Raw genomic sequence first — 13,216 nt, 5'->3', positions numbered from 1 at the left:
GGCTTTCCGAGGTTCGGTGGCCTTTCAGGGCTTCGGCGGCGGATAACCCGGTGCGGCGGGAGTGGGCCGTACGCCACGATGTTCCGATGAACGACCCCTGGCTTGGGCGGATTCTCCGTGAGGGGGCGGCGCCGGAGATGCTTGAGGCGCTGGCCGAGCGGCTGTCCCCCGCGGATCTTCAGACGCTGCTGATGGCCGTCCACCGGCGCCGTGCGGCCGACGTCACGCCCGCCCATCTGCTCCGGCGGTACGAACGTGACCGGTTCACCGCCCTCTCACCGGTCGACGCGGGCGACCTGGCGCGCCTGACCCTGCTGGCCCACGAACGTCTCACCGGGCACGGGTTCACCGGCCTCGCGACGGCGCCGGTCTGCCCGCTGGGCACCGCCTCGGCGGTGGCGACCGTGAGCCAGGACAAGGTGCTGACGACGACCCGCAACACCGAGGTCGTCTCGGACGTGACCAACGTCCTGGCCCTGGAATGCGCCGTCCGCCGCCGGGGCCTGCTCCGGGACGAGCCCCGCTCCCGGTCGAGGGTACGGCTCGGCGCGGCACAGCGCGTCCTGCGCGCGCAGCCGTTCGGGCCGGGCATGATGCAGCACTTCGCGCTGCTCGGGCTGTGTACGGCGGGCCGGGACGAGGGTTCCTTCGGCTTCGAGACGGAGACTCTCGTCGAGCACGTCGGCGTTCACCTGGACATCCTGGACGGAGCCCGCGAACTCGGCCACGCCATCCCGGCGGTGCGCGTCGGCCTCACCGACCTGACCGGGGGACGGCACCGTACGGCGCTGCGCGAACGGGTCCTCGACCGGTTGGCGCCGGAGCACCCGGACGTCACCTTCGTCTTCGACGACGAGCGCGTGACGGGGCGCGGTTACTACACCGGCGTCTCGTTCGGGATCGACGTCGTCACGCCACGGGGTGAGACCCTCAACCTCGGGGACGGCGGGTCGACCACCTGGACCGCGGCGCTGCTCGGCAACGCCAAGGAACGGCTGCTGATCAGCGGGCTGGGGATCGAGCGGGTGTGCGGGCTTCTCGCTGAGTGACCTTTGTCCCGCTTCGGGGGGAATGAGGTGATCATTTCACCCTTTTGGGTGACGTGCGGTGCGGTGTGGATGGCTAAGGTCCTGGGCATGCGTGCTCTCGGATGGACTCTGGCGGTTGCGGGACTGGTGCTTGCCGGATGCGGCACCGGCGGCTCGGAGGAGGGACAGGGCCTGCGCCAGGCGATGGCGCGTCTCGACGCCTCCGGCCCCGCCGCGACCTACCTCGAATACGGCGACATGGCGCACTGGCGCAAGCTCGGCGTGGTCACCGACAAGGGGCCGGGCCAGGACAAGCGCTGGAGGGCCGCCGTCGGCTCGGGCTTCGGCGACCTCGCGGTGAGCGGGGACAGGCTCGCCGAGGCGACCGGTCTCAACGTGTTCGCCGCGAACCAGGCCGTCAACATCGGAGTCCCGCCGAAGACCGCGATCCGTGTCGAGGGCGCTCTCGACGCCTCGGGCATCAGCGCCAAACTGACCTCCATGGGGGCCAAGCCCCGGGAGATCGGCGGCCAGGAGGGGCTGTCCCTCGCCGAGGACAACATGATCGACATGAAGGGCCCGCAGTCCGGGCTCGGGCTGATCAACCAGCTCAACCAGGTGGTGGTCACGGACTCCGCGCTGGTCGCGGGCGCCGCGGCCGAGCCCGTCGCGGCGGCTCTCGGCACCGGCTCCTCCCTGGCCGAGAACTCCGACCACGCCGCCGTCGCCGACTGCCTGGGCGACGTCGTCTCCGCCATCGTCATGGCCCCCACGCAGCCGGGCGGGGTCGTCCTGTACGGCGTCGGCCTGCGCAGGCCCGCGTCCACGGCCGACAAGGCGGTCGACGTGGTGTGCGTGCTGCCAAGAGCCGCCGAGGTGGGCAAGGTGTTCAAGGAGCGCCTCACCACGACCGCCGTCGTCGCGGGCAAGCCTCTGTCCGACTCGGTCGAGACGGTCGCGCACGACGACGTCAGCTCGGGTGACCGTACGGTCCACCGCGCCCTGCTGACCGTCAAGCCCGACGGCCCGGTCCTGATGGCCAACCAGCTGCTGATCCGCCGAGACCTGGAGCGCCTGGCCGACCCGGCCGCCCCTGTCGACCCGCTCGGCTCCTGAGGGCCTTCACCGGGGCGGCGTCCCGGCCAGGCCGTTCAGGTGGGCGTAGACGACGGCGTGGACCCGGTCGCGCAGGCTGAGTTTGGACAGGATGCGGGAGACGTGCGTCTTGACGGTCTCCTCGCCGACGTGGAGGGCCGCGGCGATCTCGGCGTTGCTGCGGGCGTCGGCCAGCAGGAGCAACACCTCACGCTCCCGGGAGGTCAGTCGTTCGAAGTCGGCGGGCACGGCCGTCGGCTCGATGCTGGTGGTGAACCGGGCGATCAGGCGCCGGGTCACCGAGGGGTCGATCAGCGCGTCCCCCCGGGCGGCCACCCGGATCGCGGACGCCATCTCCTCCGGAGGCAGGCTCTTCAGCAGGAAGCCGCTGGCCCCGGCCCGTAACGCGCGGTAGACGTAGTCGTCGTTGTCGTAGGTGGTCAGCACCAGGACCCTGGTGGCGTTCCCCGGCGCCGCCAGGATCGCCTCCGTCGCGGCCAGGCCGTCCAGCCTGGGCATCCGCACGTCCAGGATCGCCACGTCCGGGCGGAGCCGCAGGGTCTCGGCGACCGCCTCGTGGCCGTCTCCGACCTCGGCGACGCAGAGCAGGTCCGGCTGGGTTTCGAGTACGGCGCGCATACCGGAACGGAACATCGCGTGGTCGTCGGCGAGCAGCACGCGCAGCGTCACGGCGTCTCCAGGTCTCGGGGGCTGGGAGGTTCCGGACGGAAGCCGGTTCCGTGCGGAGAACGTGTCACGGACGGCGATTGTCTCCCGGAGACGTGGACTTTCGCGGACGGTTTGTTATATGGAGAAATTTCCGTATAAAGCCTGGGAAAGCCGCTGGACCGGCTTTTTCGGATCAGAGTTGTGGCCGTTCCAGGGGGAAGCTGGCCCTGACCTGCCAGTGTCTGCCGTCGGGTTGCACGCCGTAGGTGATCCGGCCGCCGAACAGCGCGACCCGCTGCCTGATCCCGGCCAGGCCCCGGTGCGGCGAACTCCGTTCCTCGAAGGGGCCGTGCCACTCGCCCAGCTGGTTGGTCACGGTCACGACCGCCTCTGTCTCCCGGTATTCGAGCTCGACGCCGACGCTCTCGCCACGGCCGTGCCGCAGGGCGTTGGTGAGGGCCTCCTGCGCGACGCGGTACACCGCGACGTCGAGTGAGCCGGGCAGCTCACGGGGCGGGCCGTGGGTGGTCAGCGTGACCTTCAGGCCCGCGGCCCGCACGCCGTCGAGCAGCTCGTCGAGGTTGTTCAGACCCGGCTGACGCCGCCCGGTCTCGGTCTCGTCGCCGTGCAGGATCGCCAGAAGCATGCGCAGGTCGGCCATGGCCGCGCGGCTGCTCGACTCGACGGCGGACAGCGACCTGTAGGCCCGGTCCGCCGAGCCGTCGCCGGGCGGCGCGCCGAGCCCGAGCCGCGCCGCGCCCGCGTGCATGCCGATCGCGCTGACGTGGTGGGAGATCACGTCGTGCAGGTCCCTGGCGATGGCGCTGCGCTCCTCGGCGACGGCTCGCTGTACCGCCGCCCGCTCGTCGTGGAGCCGCAGCTCGGCCTGGCGTTCCAACTCGGCGATGTAGGCGCGCCGCTCGGTCGTGTAACGTCCGACCATCCAGGGCAGCAGCACCCTGGCGGTGAGGTCGATCCCCAGGACGATCGGGCTCATCGGGCGGACGGCGATGTGGCCGACGGTCAGCAGATAGCTTCCCGTGACCCCCGCCGCCAGCGCCGCGAGCGCGGTCAACGCCTGCGTCGAGCGCAGCCACGCCCCCGCGCGGTAGCCCGCGACCAGGAGGCCGGCCTCGACCGGGTGCCAGAGGGCGCCGGGGAACAGCAGCGCGGGCATCATGACGGCGAGGCCGTGGACCACCGCGACGACGCCGGAGAAACGGGGAGGGGTGGCCAGCAACGCGTCGATCACCAGGACGGCGAGGAGGGCCAGCCAGTACTGCCACACGCCGCTCGGCCGGTTGCCGAGCAGGAACACGCCCGAGTCCGCCACCATGCACACACCCGCGACCAGCAACGACTGGCCGGCCAGCGACCGGCTGGCGTCACGTCCCATGGCCCTCGCTCCTCGTCGGTCCCCACCCGGCATGCTGCCCGCTCTCCCTCCGGGAGGGAAGATCCCTCCCCATGGGGGAGAACACGGTATCCCCCGTGGGCACGGCCTTCGCGGGCCGTACCGCCCGGTGATCGACTGAGGCGCGTTCTCGCAGGTGGGGGCCGCCGTGTCCCTCAAACGGGGGACCCGGATCCCGCTCCCAGGTGACGAAATCCCCGTGATGTCCCGGTTAGCGTCGGCCGCGATGAGAACCTACGGACACCGGGTGTTGCTCATACCGGCCTTCGTGGTCCTGCTGGCGACCGTGCTGGCGGTCGGTCAACGGCCCGCGCTGGCCGACGGCGCGCCCACGGGACAGGACGTACACGTCGCCCAGACCCTGGGCACCCGTGAGCTCTCGGTCATCCTGCGCCGGGTGGACGAGGTGCCAGGCCCGCTGCGCGTCGAGGTCCTCACCCACGCGGGGGCCACCTCGGGAACCGCTCCGGGGGTCGGCGGGGGGAGGCTCACCCTGCGGCTGGTCCCGACCGGGGCCAGCGGCGCCGACGACGGCCTGCCCGCCGCGGGCACCGTCGTCAGCCAGGGAGAGCTGGTCCTGGGCGCCACACCCGGCGTGTACGGCACGACCCTGCGGGTCGACCGTCCCGGGCCGTGGGAGCTGACCGTCGACGACGGCCGTGACAGCGGGCGGATCCCGTTCGTCGTGCCCGCCCCGGTCAGCTCGCCTCCCGACACGGTCGCCTACGCGGGCTTCTCGGTGGCGGGCGGGCTGCTGCTCCTCGCGCTCGGTACGGCGGTGTGGTCGCGGCGCTGGTGGCTTCCGCTGGTCCCGGCCTGCGGGATGGTCGCGGCCCTGGCCACCGGGGTGACCGGCGCCGCGCTGTCCCCGCTCACCCCGCAACCGCCGCTGCCCGGCCAGCAGGTGGACGCGACCGTGGACAACGTCGTCTCGCCCTACACGGCGGCCAGGCCGGTGAACGCCGACTACTCACGGCCACCGGTGAACATGCTGGTACGCGCCTCGGAGACGACCTCGGGACGCCTGGCGGACCTCGACCTGCTGCTGACGGACGGCTCGACGGGACGGCCGGTCGAGGACCTGCTCGTCCACGACGACGCGCTGGTCCACCTGCTGGTCGTCTCACCGTCCGGCCGGTTGTGGCACCTGCACCCGGTCATGGCCGGTCCGGGCCGCTACCGGGTCGGCCTCGCCCTGGCGGAGCCAGGGCACTACGCGATCTCGGCGGAACTGGCCAGACGGGGCGGCGGCGTGCAGCTGGTCCGCTCGGCCTCCGGGCTGGACGTCGCCCCGGGCGCCACTCCCGTCGCGGCGGCGCCGCAGCCCGAAGGCCCGGGCCCGAGGGAGATCGACGGCGTCAGGGTCGACCTGGCCGTGACGGCGCCGTCGGCCGGGGCCGCCACCACGGTCACCGTCAAGGTCGGTGAGCGCGCCGACCTGCAGCCGTGGCTCGGCATGGTGGGACACCTCATCGTCGTCGGGCCGCTGCCGGACTCCACACCGGTCGGCGCCGCCGCGCAGACCGCGCCGGTCTGGGGGCACGTGCACGCGATGGCCCCCAGGCCCAGGGGAGCGGCGAGCCGTCCGGACGAGACCGTTGCGATGTTCGGGCCCGAGGTGCGCTTCACCCACACCTTCCCCGAACCGGGCCGCTACCGGCTCTGGGCGCAGGTGGAGCGCGGCTACGCGCTGGTGACCGTACCGGCCGTGCTGGACGTCACGGCGAAGGAGGGGGACTCATGAGGCGCCGGGGGGCGTGGGCGGCCGTCTGCGTCGCCGTACTGGCCGGTGCCGCGCTGTGGCTGCTGTGGCCGCGGGGCGGCTCGGGGCCGACGGTGCTGCGCAACGGGACGGAGCACTACCGGGTACGGCTCACGGTCGAACGCTCGGGGACGGGCCCCGTGACGGTCGACGTGGCCGACCTGCGGGGTCGGCCGGTGACACTGCGCAGCGTCACCGTCGAGCCGGTCATGACGAACATGGGCCACGCCCTCGAACCCGTCCCCGCCGTGGCCCAGGGGCCGGGCAGGTACCGGGCCGAACGCCTGGCCCTGCCCATGGGCGGAGCCTGGGCGTTCACCGTGCTCATGAACGGGCCGGGAGGGACCGACCGGGTCACCTTCCCGGTGCTGGTGACCGGGTGACCCCGTCCTGACCGGCGACCGGGAGGCCCGAGGGCCCGGTGACCGACGGACCGACGGGCCCTCGCGGCGGACACCGGCGACCGGCCTCGCGGCGGACACCGGTGGCCGGCGAGCCCGTGGGCACGGCGACCGGGCGAGTCCGTGAGGACGACGACATGAACGAAACAACCGAGGAGGAAACGATGACCGTCGCTGACGGGGCGCTGCCGATCGGCGGACGCGCCCCGGCGTCCACCCGAGCGGTGACCACGCCCAAGGGGTGGGTCCCCGCCTATGTCGTCCTGCTGGGCGCGGCGTTCTCGCTGACGGCCGCGAGCTGGGACATCCAGTGGCACATCGACGTGGGACCGGACACCTTCTTCACCCTGCCGCACCTGTTCCTCTACGCGGGCAGCGCCCTGTCCGGGCTGGCCAGCCTGGCCGTGGTGCTCATGACGACCGCCGCCAGGCGCAACGACCGCGCGATCGACGCCACCGTCGGCGGCCGGGCCGTACGGGTGTTCGGCGGGACCTTCGCCGCGCCGCTCGGCTACCTCGTCTCCGGCACCGGCTCGGCGGGCTTCCTGCTCTACGGCCTGTTCGACCTGTGGTGGCACAGTCTGTACGGCTTCGACGCCGTGATCGCCTCACCCCCGCACATCGGCCTGCTGTTGTCGATCACGCTGAGCATGGTCGGCGCCGTGATGGTCTTCGCCGCGGGCATGGAGCACCCCTGGGCCAGGGTCGGCGCCGTGCTCGCCCTCATCGTGACGCTGGCCTTCAGCCTGGTGGCCGCGCAGGGGCTTGAGGCGTTCGAAGGTGGCCCGGTGGACGCCATCGCGGTCGGTGTCACGTTCCTGACGACGCTGACGGTGTTCACCGCCGTGGGATTCCTGCGCGACACCCGGCTGATCCTGGGCTTCGGGGTCGCGTTCGCGCTCGCCCAGGGCCTGCTGTGGTGGTTCTCGCCCTGGGCGACCAGGGCGTACGCGGCCGGGGTCGGCCTGCCGCTGCGCGACTACGTGCCCGCGGCGCCGCTGGTGCCCTCGCAGATGCCGATGTCCCTGCTCGTGGCCGCCGTGCTGACCTGGGGGATCATGCGGGCCGTGGGTCGCCGGTGGACCGGGCCCCTGGCCGCGCCGCTGACGGGCCTCCTGGTCGGGGCGCTCGTCACGACCTGTGGGCTGGTACAGACGATCCTGGCCTACGGGCACTCGCTGCCGTCGTTCCTCCCCCTGGCGCCGACGGTCGCCGTGGGCGCCCTCGCCGGGGCCCTGGCCGGGTTCCTCGGCCGCCGCTTCGCCGTCATGCTGCGCGTGATGGCGCCCGTCGCGTCTCAGGAAGGTCGGTGACCCGTGTCTCCTCTCGGTTCTCTCTCCGGTTCACGGCGTGCCGTCGCGGCGGTGCTGGCCGCGACCGGCCTGGTCCTGGCGAGCGCGACCCCGGCCCTGGCCTATCCGCCGGTCGAGACCGTGCACACCGAACGGATCCAGGCGGGGCCGTACGGCGTCACCGTGGGGTTCAGCACCTGGCCGCTGCGGGCCATGCAGTCGCTGGACTTCACCTTCACCCCCGACGACGGGATCGGCGGCAAACACGGCACCATCACCATGGCCGGGCCCGGAGGCCAGAAGCACCGGAGCAGGCTGGCCAAGCACCCGCGTAAGCGGGAGGTGTGGGGCATGGACACCCTGGCCCTGCCCAGGGAGGGCACCTGGAGGTTCTCCCTCGCCGTCGAGGGGCCCTCGGGACGGGGGGAGGGTGTCATGAAGGACCTCCAGGTGCTTCCGCAGCCGGGGCCGCCGATGGCCCTGAGCTGGTCGGTGGGCACCGTCCCGCTCTGGGTGCTGATCGGGCTGCTCGCGGTGGCCTGGCGCCGTACCAGGATGGTTGTCGCCGAGCAGGTATAGAACCAGAAATATGCCTGACAGGCGGGATGTGTCGTGATCCGATGGCAGGTGGCCCCTCACCCCCGAACGGAGATCACGCATGGCTGCCGAACGGTTCTGGTTGGACGTCCCCTACGACGAGAAGGACGAGGCCAAGGCGCTGGGTGCCCGGTGGGACCCGGCCGCCAGGAGGTGGTACGCGCCTCAGGCCGGTATGACCGGGTTGGAGCGCTGGGCGGCGCTGCCGGACGTGCCCGACCTGCTGCCCGGTGAGGACCGCGCCTTCGGCTCCGGCCTGTTCGTCGACCTGGTCCCCACCTCGTGCTGGTTCACCAACGTCCGGTCCTGCGTCGACCGGCGCGACTGGGAACGGCTGCGCCGGATGATCACCCGGCGCGCCGCACACCGCTGCGAGATCTGCGGCCGGGGTGAGGACCGGGTCGTCCAGCGTTGGCTTGAGGCCCACGAGCGCTGGTCCTACGACAAGGCCGCCCGCACCCAGGCGCTGCGGCGGCTGGTGTGCCTGTGCACCGACTGCCACACCGTCACCCACATGGGGCTGGCCCAGATACAGGGCAAGGAGGTCCAGGCCGTCGCACACCTGCGGGCCGTCACCGGGATGAGCGCGGGCCAGGCCGACTCCCACATCGACGCCGCGTTCGCCGAGTGGCACACCCGCTCGGCCATCACCTGGACCCTGGACCTGAGCATCCTCACCGACGCCGGTGTCACCCTGGCCGCTCCCCCCGAGGCGGCGGCCCGCGTCCGCCAGGCCGAGCGACGGCTACGGGGTGTCCGTCAGTAGCCGACCGTGAGGTGCCGGTCCCCGCAGGGGTTCTCCAGCTCGTCGAGTACGGCCACGGCGAGGTCCTCGGCGGAGATCCGGGAGGTGCCGTCGGCGTCGGCGATGAGGGTCGTGGTGCCGCGCCGGTACTCCCCGGTGCGGGTCCCGGGTTCGAGGAGGGCGGGCGGGCTGAGGTAGACCCAGCTCGCCGGGTGCGCCAGGCAGGCGTCCAGCTGCGCGGCGCTGGCGGCGGCGATGGTACGGATCTCCGGGGGCACGTACCGGGGGCTGTCGAGAACGAGCAGGCCGGGATCGTCCGGCACCCGCAGGGGAGAGGCGCCCCCGACGACGAGGACGCGCGTGCCGGCCTTCGCGGCGGCGTCGAGCAGCGCCGTCGTGGTCGCCGCGACGATGTGCTCCCGCCCGGGGACGGGCCGGGTTCTCCTGAACACCGCGACGAGGTCGTGGCCCCGGTTCACGGCCTCGCTGACGACGCGCGAGCCGACCATGCCCGCGGCTCCGACGACGACGATCCTCATGAGGTCTTCCTTTCCATGGACGGGGTGAGGCGGGCGGGTTGGGGGAGCTGGCCCGCGACGATCGCGGCGAGCGAGAGCCCGAACCCGGCGAGCTGGACCGGGCCGAGCGTCTGGCCGAGCAGGACGACACCGAGGGCGGCGGCGACCAGCGGCGACAGCAGGGTCAGGACCGCGACGGAGGTGACGGGCAGGACGGTGATGCCGTGGAACCACAGGGCGTAGGCGAGCAGGCCGCCGACCAGCCCCAGCCAGAGGTAGCCGAGGGCGGCGTTCAGGTCGATCGCCGGAGGCGCCCCCTCGGCGAGGAAGGTGACCGGGACCAGGAACAGGCCGCCCGCGGTGAGCTGCCAGCCGGCGAAGGCGGTCGGGCCGACCCCGGCGGGCCGCCCCCAGCGCTTGGTGAGCGTCACACCGAGCGCCATGGCGACCGCGCCCGCGAGACCCGCGACCACCCCGGTGGCGTCGAGTGCCGCGTTCGGCCCGATCACCACCAGGCCGACCCCGGCGACGCCCACCACCCCCCACAGGATCCGCCGGACGGAGGGGCTCTCCCGCAGGACCGTCACGGCCAGGACGGCGACGACGAGCGGCTGGGCCGCGCCCAGGGTCGCGGCGACGCCGCCCGGCAGCCGTTCCGCCGTCACGAACAGCAACGGCAGGAACAGGCCGATGTTCAGCACGCCGAGCACCGCGGCCCTGCCCCACCAGACTCCCCTCGGGAGCGTCCTGGTGATCGCCAGCGCGAGCAGACCGGCGGGCAGCGCGCGCAGCAGCCCCGCGAACAGCGGATGCCCCTGGGGCAGAAGTTCGGTCGTGACGACGTAGGTCGTGCCCCACACCAGAGGCGCGAGCGCGGTCAGGACCGTACGCGGCAGATTGGTTGGATTCGTCACCCTCGCAGTCTCACGGGACGACGATTGATGAGTCCAACACATGTTTGTCAGCTCATCGATCGTGAATCAAGATGGATCCATGGAACTCCAGCAGATGCGCTACGTGGTCGCCGTCGCCGAGACCGGCGGCTTCACCCGGGCGGCGGAGCGGTGCCTGGTCGTCCAGTCCGCCCTCAGCCACCAGATCGCGCGCCTGGAACGGGAACTCGGCGCGAGGCTCTTCGAACGCACCAGCCGCCGGGTACGGCTGACGCCCGCCGGGGAGGCGTTCCTTCCCGCCGCCCGCCAGTGCCTGGAGGCCGCAGAACGCGCCGCGGCCGAGGTCGCCGCGGCCGTCGGGGAGGTGCGCGGACGGCTCGCCGTCGGCCTGATCCCCACCGTCGCCGCGGTGGACATCCCGGACGCGCTGCGTGTCTTCCGCGAGCGGTACCCGAACGTGCGCATCAGCCTGCGGGTCGGCGCGAGCGACGACCTCGCCGAGCAGGTCAGGCAGGGAAGCGACGACGTGGCCTTCCTCGGGCTGCCGACCACGGCGCGTCCCGAGGGCGTCGCCGTACGGGAACTCGCCCGCGACCGGCTCGTCGCGGTGGTCGCGCGCGACCATCCCCTCGCCGCCGAACCCACGGTCACCCTCCGCAGGTTCTCCCGCGAGGTGTTCGTGGACTTCCCCGTGGGGACGGCCGGGCGCATCCAGTCGGACCAGGCCTTCGCCGCCGCCGGGCTCAGCCGGGACGTGGCCTTCGAGGTGACCACCGCTGACTACATCACCCGGCTCGTCGGGCCGGGCCTCGCGGTGGCCATGCTCCCCAGCGCCTACGTGCCCCGGCTCACCGGGGTCGTCACGATCGAGGTCACCGACGCGCCGAGCCGGGTCGAGTACGTCATCTGGCGCCGTACCGGCCACACCCCGGCCGCCGCCGCCTTCCTCGCCATCCTCGGCGTCGAGTCGGGTGAATAGCTACCGACCGGTAGTAACGGACGGAACGAGGGGGTAGGTACCTGGGAGCAAGCCGGTGACCCGTACCCCGGGGGGATGCACATGACGGCGCGAATGGGCACGGCTCGGCTCGGCCCCGCCGAGCGGGCCACGGCACTGCGGCGGATGGCCGCCCAGGAACTCGACGTGGTGGTGATCGGCGGCGGAGTCGTCGGCGCCGGGGTCGCCCTCGACGCGGCGACCCGGGGGCTGACCGTGGGACTCCTCGAAACCCGTGACTTCGCCTCGGGAACCTCCTCCAGGTCGTCCAAACTGATCCACGGCGGGCTGCGCTACCTGGAACAGCTCAACTTCGACCTCGTCAGGGAGGCGCTCCAGGAACGGGCCCTGCTGCTGCAGCGCATCGCGCCCCACCTGGTCAGGCCGGTGCCGTTCCTGTTCCCGCTGACCCACCTGGGCTGGGAACGGCCCTACGTCGGGGCGGGCCTGACGCTGTACGACACGCTCGGCTTCTCCCTCGGGTTCACCCGGGGCGTCCCCGGCCACCGGCACCTGTCCCGCAGACGGGCGCTGCGGCTGGCGCCCGCGCTGCGCCGTACGGCCTTCTCCGGGGCGGTGCAGTACTGGGACGCGCAGGTGGACGACGCCCGTTACGTGATGACCATGCTGCGGACCGCCGCGACCTACGGCGCCGAGGTCGCCTCCCGGGCCCAGGTGGTCGGCTTCCTGCGCGAGGGGGAGCGGGTCACCGGCGTCAGGGCGCTCGACCTGGAGGACGGCGTCGAACTGGACGTACGGGCCCGCCAGGTCGTCAACGCCACCGGCGTGTGGACCGACGACATCCAGGAACTGGTCGGCGGACGCGGGCAGATCCACGTCCGCGCCTCCAAGGGCGTCCACCTGGTCGTCCCACGGGACAGGATCCACTCGCTCACCGGGATCATCCTGCGCACGGAGAAGTCGGTGCTCTTCGTGATCCCCTGGGGCCGCCACTGGATCATCGGGACCACCGACACCCGCTGGGACCTGGACAGGGCGCACCCGGCCGCCTCCCGCTCCGACATCGACTACGTGCTCGAACACGTCAACCGGGTGCTGTCGGTACCGCTGTCGCGCGACGACGTCGAGGGCGTCTACGCCGGGCTGCGGCCCCTGCTGTCGGGCGAGTCGGAGGAGACCTCCAAGCTCTCCAGGGAACACGTGGTCGCCCACCCGGTCCCCGGCCTGGTCATGGTGGCCGGGGGGAAGTACACCACCTACCGCGTGATGGCCAGGGACGCCGTCGACGCCGTGGTCCACGGCCTCGACCAGCGCGTCCCGCCGTCGTGCACCGACCGCATCCCGCTCGCCGGGGCCGAGGGCTACCAGGCCCTGTGGAACTCCCGGCAGCGCCTGGCCGGCTCCTCCGGCCTGCACGTGGCCAGGATCGAACACCTGCTCCAGCGGTACGGCTCGCTGATCGACGAGGTCGTCACGCTGATCGAACGGGACCCGTCCCTGGCGCTCCCGCTGACCGGGGCCGACGACTACCTCAGGGCGGAGATCGTCCACGCGGCCACCCACGAGGGGGCGCGGCACCTGAACGACGCGCTGTCACGACGCACGCACATCTCGATCGAGACCTTCCACCGGGGACTGGCCGTGGCGGAGGAGGCCGCGGAACTGATGGCCGGGCCGCTCGGCTGGGACGACGAACAGATCAAACGGGAGATCGAGCACTACACCAAGCGGATCGAGGCCGAACGCCTCTCCCAGGAACAGGACACCGACCAGGAGGCCGACGCCATCCGCCTGGGCGCCCCGGAGATAGTCCCGGTGGTGGGCCCGGCGTCGTGAACCGTGTT

At 72.6% G+C, this 13,216-nt stretch carries 13 protein-coding genes; 9 read left to right on the top strand and 4 right to left on the bottom strand.

The annotated features are described in order from the left end of the window. The first annotated feature begins 86 nt into the window (after nucleotides 1-86). On the top strand, nucleotides 87-1,049 hold the full coding sequence (locus ACIBVQ_RS09185; RefSeq protein WP_399176605.1) for a hypothetical protein: 963 nt from the start codon (nucleotides 87-89) through the stop codon (nucleotides 1,047-1,049). An 87-nt stretch (nucleotides 1,050-1,136) separates the two neighbouring features. Further along, the gene (locus tag ACIBVQ_RS09180) at nucleotides 1,137-2,144 is read left to right on the top strand and encodes a hypothetical protein (protein ID WP_399176603.1); all 1,008 of its coding nucleotides are present in this window, start codon (nucleotides 1,137-1,139) and stop codon (nucleotides 2,142-2,144) included. 6 nt (nucleotides 2,145-2,150) lie between these two features. On the opposite strand, the gene ACIBVQ_RS09175 is transcribed toward ACIBVQ_RS09180, so the two are convergent. Both ACIBVQ_RS09175 and ACIBVQ_RS09170 read right to left on the bottom strand, forming a co-directional pair. Beyond that, a complete protein-coding gene (locus ACIBVQ_RS09175; RefSeq protein ID WP_399176601.1) occupies nucleotides 2,151-2,813 on the bottom strand; it encodes a response regulator in 663 nt (220 codons plus the stop codon). Nucleotides 2,814-2,985: 172 nt separating this feature from the next. Then, nucleotides 2,986-4,188 (bottom strand): histidine kinase, encoded by a 1,203-nt coding sequence (locus ACIBVQ_RS09170; RefSeq protein ID WP_362916282.1) that lies wholly within the window; start codon nucleotides 4,186-4,188, stop codon nucleotides 2,986-2,988. A 244-nt stretch (nucleotides 4,189-4,432) separates the two neighbouring features. On the opposite strand from ACIBVQ_RS09170, the gene ACIBVQ_RS09165 reads away from it, so the two are divergent. The 5 genes from ACIBVQ_RS09165 (at nucleotide 4,433) to ACIBVQ_RS09145 (ending at nucleotide 9,024) form a co-directional block, all read left to right on the top strand. Further along, nucleotides 4,433-5,950: a hypothetical protein gene (locus tag ACIBVQ_RS09165; RefSeq protein WP_399176599.1), complete on the top strand. Its 1,518-nt coding sequence runs from the start codon at nucleotides 4,433-4,435 to the stop codon at nucleotides 5,948-5,950. After that, a complete protein-coding gene (locus tag ACIBVQ_RS09160; protein WP_352015535.1) occupies nucleotides 5,947-6,351 on the top strand; it encodes a FixH family protein in 405 nt (134 codons plus the stop codon). Before ACIBVQ_RS09165 ends, ACIBVQ_RS09160 begins: the two co-directional genes overlap by 4 nt. Nucleotides 6,352-6,533: 182 nt before the next feature. Beyond that, complete coding sequence (locus ACIBVQ_RS09155; protein ID WP_399176597.1) at nucleotides 6,534-7,682, top strand: hypothetical protein; 1,149 nt, start codon at nucleotides 6,534-6,536, stop codon at nucleotides 7,680-7,682. A 3-nt stretch (nucleotides 7,683-7,685) separates the two neighbouring features. Further along, entirely contained in the window at nucleotides 7,686-8,240 is a 555-nt protein-coding gene (locus ACIBVQ_RS09150) for a hypothetical protein (protein ID WP_352015533.1), read from the top strand. A 79-nt stretch (nucleotides 8,241-8,319) separates the two neighbouring features. Continuing rightward, a complete protein-coding gene (locus ACIBVQ_RS09145) occupies nucleotides 8,320-9,024 on the top strand; it encodes a DUF5710 domain-containing protein (protein ID WP_362773103.1) in 705 nt (234 codons plus the stop codon). Here the strand turns inward: ACIBVQ_RS09145 and ACIBVQ_RS09140 are convergent. Beyond that, complete coding sequence (locus tag ACIBVQ_RS09140) at nucleotides 9,018-9,542, bottom strand: NAD(P)-dependent oxidoreductase (RefSeq protein WP_399176594.1); 525 nt, start codon at nucleotides 9,540-9,542, stop codon at nucleotides 9,018-9,020. The genes ACIBVQ_RS09145 and ACIBVQ_RS09140 overlap by 7 nt on opposite strands. After that, on the bottom strand, nucleotides 9,539-10,435 hold the full coding sequence (locus ACIBVQ_RS09135) for an EamA family transporter (protein WP_352015530.1): 897 nt from the start codon (nucleotides 10,433-10,435) through the stop codon (nucleotides 9,539-9,541). Before ACIBVQ_RS09135 ends, ACIBVQ_RS09140 begins: the two co-directional genes overlap by 4 nt. A gap of 79 nt (nucleotides 10,436-10,514) precedes the next feature. On the opposite strand from ACIBVQ_RS09135, the gene ACIBVQ_RS09130 reads away from it, so the two are divergent. Beyond that, nucleotides 10,515-11,393: a LysR family transcriptional regulator gene (locus tag ACIBVQ_RS09130; protein ID WP_352015529.1), complete on the top strand. Its 879-nt coding sequence runs from the start codon at nucleotides 10,515-10,517 to the stop codon at nucleotides 11,391-11,393. Nucleotides 11,394-11,474: 81 nt separating this feature from the next. Next, on the top strand, nucleotides 11,475-13,208 hold the full coding sequence (locus tag ACIBVQ_RS09125; RefSeq protein WP_399176592.1) for a glycerol-3-phosphate dehydrogenase/oxidase: 1,734 nt from the start codon (nucleotides 11,475-11,477) through the stop codon (nucleotides 13,206-13,208). The last annotated feature ends 8 nt before the right edge of the window (nucleotides 13,209-13,216 follow it).

The sequence above is a fragment of the Streptosporangium sp. NPDC049376 genome (genome assembly GCF_044466505.1).
Lineage (GTDB): Bacteria > Actinomycetota > Actinomycetes > Streptosporangiales > Streptosporangiaceae > Streptosporangium.
This window is presented reverse-complemented; position numbering and strand designations above follow the sequence as displayed.

Bases quoted from the DNA above. Each gene is read 5' to 3' on its own strand.
- ACIBVQ_RS09185 (WP_399176605.1), top strand. From the start codon at position 87: ATGAACGACCCCTGGCTTGGGCGGATTCTCCGTGAGGGGGCGGCGCCG.
- ACIBVQ_RS09180 (WP_399176603.1), top strand. From the start codon at position 1,137: ATGCGTGCTCTCGGATGGACTCTGGCGGTTGCGGGACTGGTGCTTGCC.
- ACIBVQ_RS09170 (WP_362916282.1), bottom strand. From the start codon at position 4,188: ATGGGACGTGACGCCAGCCGGTCGCTGGCCGGCCAGTCGTTGCTGGTC.
- ACIBVQ_RS09165 (WP_399176599.1), top strand. From the start codon at position 4,433: ATGAGAACCTACGGACACCGGGTGTTGCTCATACCGGCCTTCGTGGTC.
- ACIBVQ_RS09160 (WP_352015535.1), top strand. From the start codon at position 5,947: ATGAGGCGCCGGGGGGCGTGGGCGGCCGTCTGCGTCGCCGTACTGGCC.
- ACIBVQ_RS09155 (WP_399176597.1), top strand. From the start codon at position 6,534: ATGACCGTCGCTGACGGGGCGCTGCCGATCGGCGGACGCGCCCCGGCG.
- ACIBVQ_RS09145 (WP_362773103.1), top strand. From the start codon at position 8,320: ATGGCTGCCGAACGGTTCTGGTTGGACGTCCCCTACGACGAGAAGGAC.
- ACIBVQ_RS09140 (WP_399176594.1), bottom strand. From the start codon at position 9,542: ATGAGGATCGTCGTCGTCGGAGCCGCGGGCATGGTCGGCTCGCGCGTC.
- ACIBVQ_RS09130 (WP_352015529.1), top strand. From the start codon at position 10,515: ATGGAACTCCAGCAGATGCGCTACGTGGTCGCCGTCGCCGAGACCGGC.
- ACIBVQ_RS09125 (WP_399176592.1), top strand. From the start codon at position 11,475: ATGACGGCGCGAATGGGCACGGCTCGGCTCGGCCCCGCCGAGCGGGCC.